This is a genomic window from Schwartzia sp. (in: firmicutes) (genome assembly GCF_978017985.1).
Genome location: NZ_CDXDFU010000133.1, coordinates 1 through 3554 on the forward strand (window position 1 = coordinate 1; position 3554 = coordinate 3554).

Here is a 3554-nt window from a genome sequence, read left to right on the forward strand (position 1 = left end):
AGCGAATGCTGTGCACACAGCTGGACAATGAGTCGATTGTATTCGGCAGTGAGGAGTATATGAGAGATACCCTTGAGCAGTACGTAGAAAATCCGCCCTCAGTACTATGTCTAGAAAACAACTGCTCCGCAAGCCTTATAGGTGATGACGTGGAGGGTATCGCCAGAGAGATGGGGATACCCTGCCCGATAGTTGTTTTCGACAGCGGCGGACTTACAGGAGGCTTTGCGGAGGGATGGCAGAAGGCTTCGATTGCCGTGATGGATGCTGTGAATTCTGACGGAAGAGAAAAAGAAGCGGCTGCGGTAAATCTGATAGGAGTTACTGACGGTTATTACAACGGAATCAACGATGCAGCGGAGCTTAAACGGCTTCTTGAGCTGAGCGGATACCATGTGCAGGAGTGTCCGGGGGCGGGAATGAGTTTTTCGGACTTTGAAAAGCTGTCAAGGGCTTCGCTTAACATTGTCGTGCACCGTGAGCTGGGGCTGCCGCTTGCCGAAAAGCTCAAAAATATGTACGGAATTCCTTATGTGTCACCGCTTCCACCGTACGGTGTGAGCGGTACGCGGGAATGGATGAAGGCAATAAATGAAGCGCTTGCGGCGCCTGATTTCAAAAGATTTGAAGCGGAATGTGACACAGCGGGGCAGAGAATTTTTCTCAGGATAAGTGAACTGAAGGGGATATGGGACGAGCTTTGGTATGATGAAGCAGTTGTTTCGGGCACACAGAGCTCAGCTGCTGCATTTGCGCGTGCACTGCGCGGAGAATGGGCAGACATAGGAAAGCTGACGTTGATATGTCCCGCGGGAGAAAAGCCTGAAGAAGACTGCCTGGCTGACGAGGTGCTTGACGCGGCAGAGGATATAGATATTGTCAGAGAGCGCCTTAATGAGATGAAGTCAGGACTTGTGGCGGCTTCCAGCAACGAGACAACGCAGCTTTTGAACTTTACAGACGGGAAAATAGAAATATTCCCCATAGCTTATCCCGTGTTCGACAGTATGCGCCTTTCAGACACTCCTTTTATGGGGCTGCGCGGAGCGGCTTATGTTCAGGAAACACTTTGGAACGCGAAGATACATGAAATTGCGCGCAGCGGCGCAAAGAGAAAATGATTGTTGACATCATATTGTTTAACTGATACTATGTGCGTAGATAATAAAATAAGTTTTGCAGGGCTGACGGATTAGTGGAATTAACCACGTGTACTGCAAAGCATGAAAGCCGACCGTCTGGGCAGAGAGTTTGTGCCCGGACGGTTTTTGTCTTTGCACAGACTCTCCTCGTAATGTTTTTTGTGATGAGGAAAGGATGGTTTGTATGAGAAATCGCTGGTTGATTGCTTTGGCTGCCGTGGGAATCCATGTTTCCATCGGAAGCGTCTATGCGTGGAGTGTGTTGACGCGTCCGATTATGGAGACAATGGGGTTTTCGCTTTCTGAGACAACATGGACATTTTCTATTGCTATTTTGTTTCTCGGACTCTCTGCAGGTTTTTTAGGCAGCTTTGTCGAAAAATACGGCCCGAAAAAAAGCGGGCTGTTTTCTATGCTTTTCTTTGGCGCGGGCATGTTCGGGACGGCCTTTGCGCTTTCGCAGCACAGTCTGGCTCTTTTGTATCTCTTTTATGGAGTCATCGGAGGTATAGGGCTTGGGGTTGGATATATTACGCCGGTCTCAACACTGGTAAAATATTTCCCTGATAACCGTGGCTTTGCAACAGGACTTGCTATCATGGGCTTTGGCTTTGCCGCACTCATTGCGGGGCCTTTAATGCAGTTTCTCACCGAAGCCGTCGGACTCGTTACAAATTTCCTGATTCTCGGTACAGTGTATATGCTTCTTATCGGGGCATCGGCGCTTTATCTTAAACCGCCTGAAATAAAGGACGCAGGCGGAAATGTGCTTCATGTGCAAAAGGGAAAGACCGCAAATGAAGCAATGCGCACATGGCAGTTCGGCGCGCTGTGGTGGATTTTTTTCATAAACATCACCTGCGGCATCGGATTGCTTGCCGTTGCATCGCCAATGGCACAGCAGGTTGTTGGAATGGATGCATCGCAGGCGGCTTCTCTGGTGGGTATCATCGGAATACTGAACGGCGGCGGCCGTATCATGTGGTCTACTCTTTCTGATTTTATGGGGCGCGGCTTTACCTACATGCTTTTCTTTATCATTGAAATCGCCGCATTTTATATACTTGCGCAGACAACAGATGCGGGGATGTTTCAGATTCTTGTTCTCCTCATTATAAGCTGCTACGGCGGAGGCTTTTCATGCATGCCGGCATATCTTTCGGATATCTTCGGCACCCGTGAGCTGAGCGCCATACACGGACGTATCCTCACAGCGTGGGGACTTGCGGGCGTCGCAGGACCTATGCTGGTGTCGTGGTTTTGGGAACGGACTCAGGGTTATTCGGCGGTGCTTAATTTCTTTGCGGCATGCTTTCTGCTGAATTTTATAATTGCTTCTGTACTTAAACTCTATGGACGCGGGCGCGAAAAGCTGCCTGAGACTGCAGAAATTAAATAAAAACATGAGATATCAATGAAAAAATTCATTTATGGGAGTGATTTTCCTAATATATCGCCTTTATCTTATTGACTATATACTAAGTATATGGTTTAGCATAGGCCTGTGGGGGAGACCTCGAAAAAAATTATATACATCTATACAAATCAAAGGAGTGTTTGTTTTATGAAGAAAAGCACGAAACAGTATTTGGCAGCTGCTGCAGCAGTCGTATCCCTGTTCTCGTTCAGCACAACAAGCGAGGCAGCTTACAAACTGAGCAGCGAAGTTAAGGACGCTACGCCGGCTCTCCTGCAGGCAGCACAGATTGGTGTTCTCGTAAATGAGAATCCTGAGCTTCAGGGTCTCGAGAACAAAGATGCTATCGTAGTTATGAGCTTCGGTACTACATACAAAGAAACTCGTGCAAAGACAATCGATGCTACTGTAAAAGAAATTCAGGCAGCACATCCGGGTACGAAAGTAGTTGTTGCTTTCACATCCCACATCATCATCGACCGCATTCAGGCAAAAGAGGGCATCAAATACCCGACTCCGGAAGAAGCTCTCGAGCAGCTCAAAGAGGAAGGCTATTCCCGTGTCGCTCTGACTTCCCTCCAGCTCTTCCCGGGCATGGAATATGCTTATCAGACGGCTGTATTTAACCTCTATAAGGATAACTTCAAGAAAATGACGATAGGTACGCCTATCATGTACTGGATGGGTCAGGAAGAGCAGCGTGACGATATTGCTGAGTTTGTTCAGGCTGTTAAGACTCAGTTCCCGAAACAGGGCAAAGAGGATGCTATTCTCCTGCTTGCACACGGCACACCGCATCCGTCCAACGCTTACTATTCTGTAATTCAGAACCGCATCAATCAGGCTGGTCTGAAGAACGTTTATCTCTATACAGTTGAAGGCTGGCCGTCCCTCGACGATATCATCCCGCAGCTCAAGAAAGCTGGCATAAAACATATTACACTTATGCCGACTATGATGGTTGCAGGCGACCATGCTACGAACGACATGGCAGG

Annotated in this window: 3 protein-coding genes and 1 riboswitch; all 3 genes read left to right on the top strand. The window is 48.1% G+C overall.

Annotation, left to right across the window (positions count from 1 at the left end; genetic code table 11):
- Positions 1 to 1121 (top strand): nitrogenase component 1 (locus ACY69O_RS06100; RefSeq protein WP_462332577.1); only part of this gene is annotated, 1121 nt, incomplete at its 5' end.
- A gap of 49 nt (positions 1122 to 1170) precedes the next feature.
- A riboswitch (ZMP/ZTP riboswitch) is annotated at positions 1171 to 1251 on the top strand.
- A 75-nt stretch (positions 1252 to 1326) separates the two neighbouring features.
- Entirely contained in the window at positions 1327 to 2541 is a 1215-nt protein-coding gene (locus ACY69O_RS06105) for an L-lactate MFS transporter (protein WP_462332578.1), read from the top strand.
- A 165-nt stretch (positions 2542 to 2706) separates the two neighbouring features.
- Positions 2707 to 3554, top strand: an 848-nt coding sequence (locus ACY69O_RS06110; RefSeq protein ID WP_462332579.1) for a sirohydrochlorin cobaltochelatase, incomplete at its 3' end; no start/stop codon positions are given.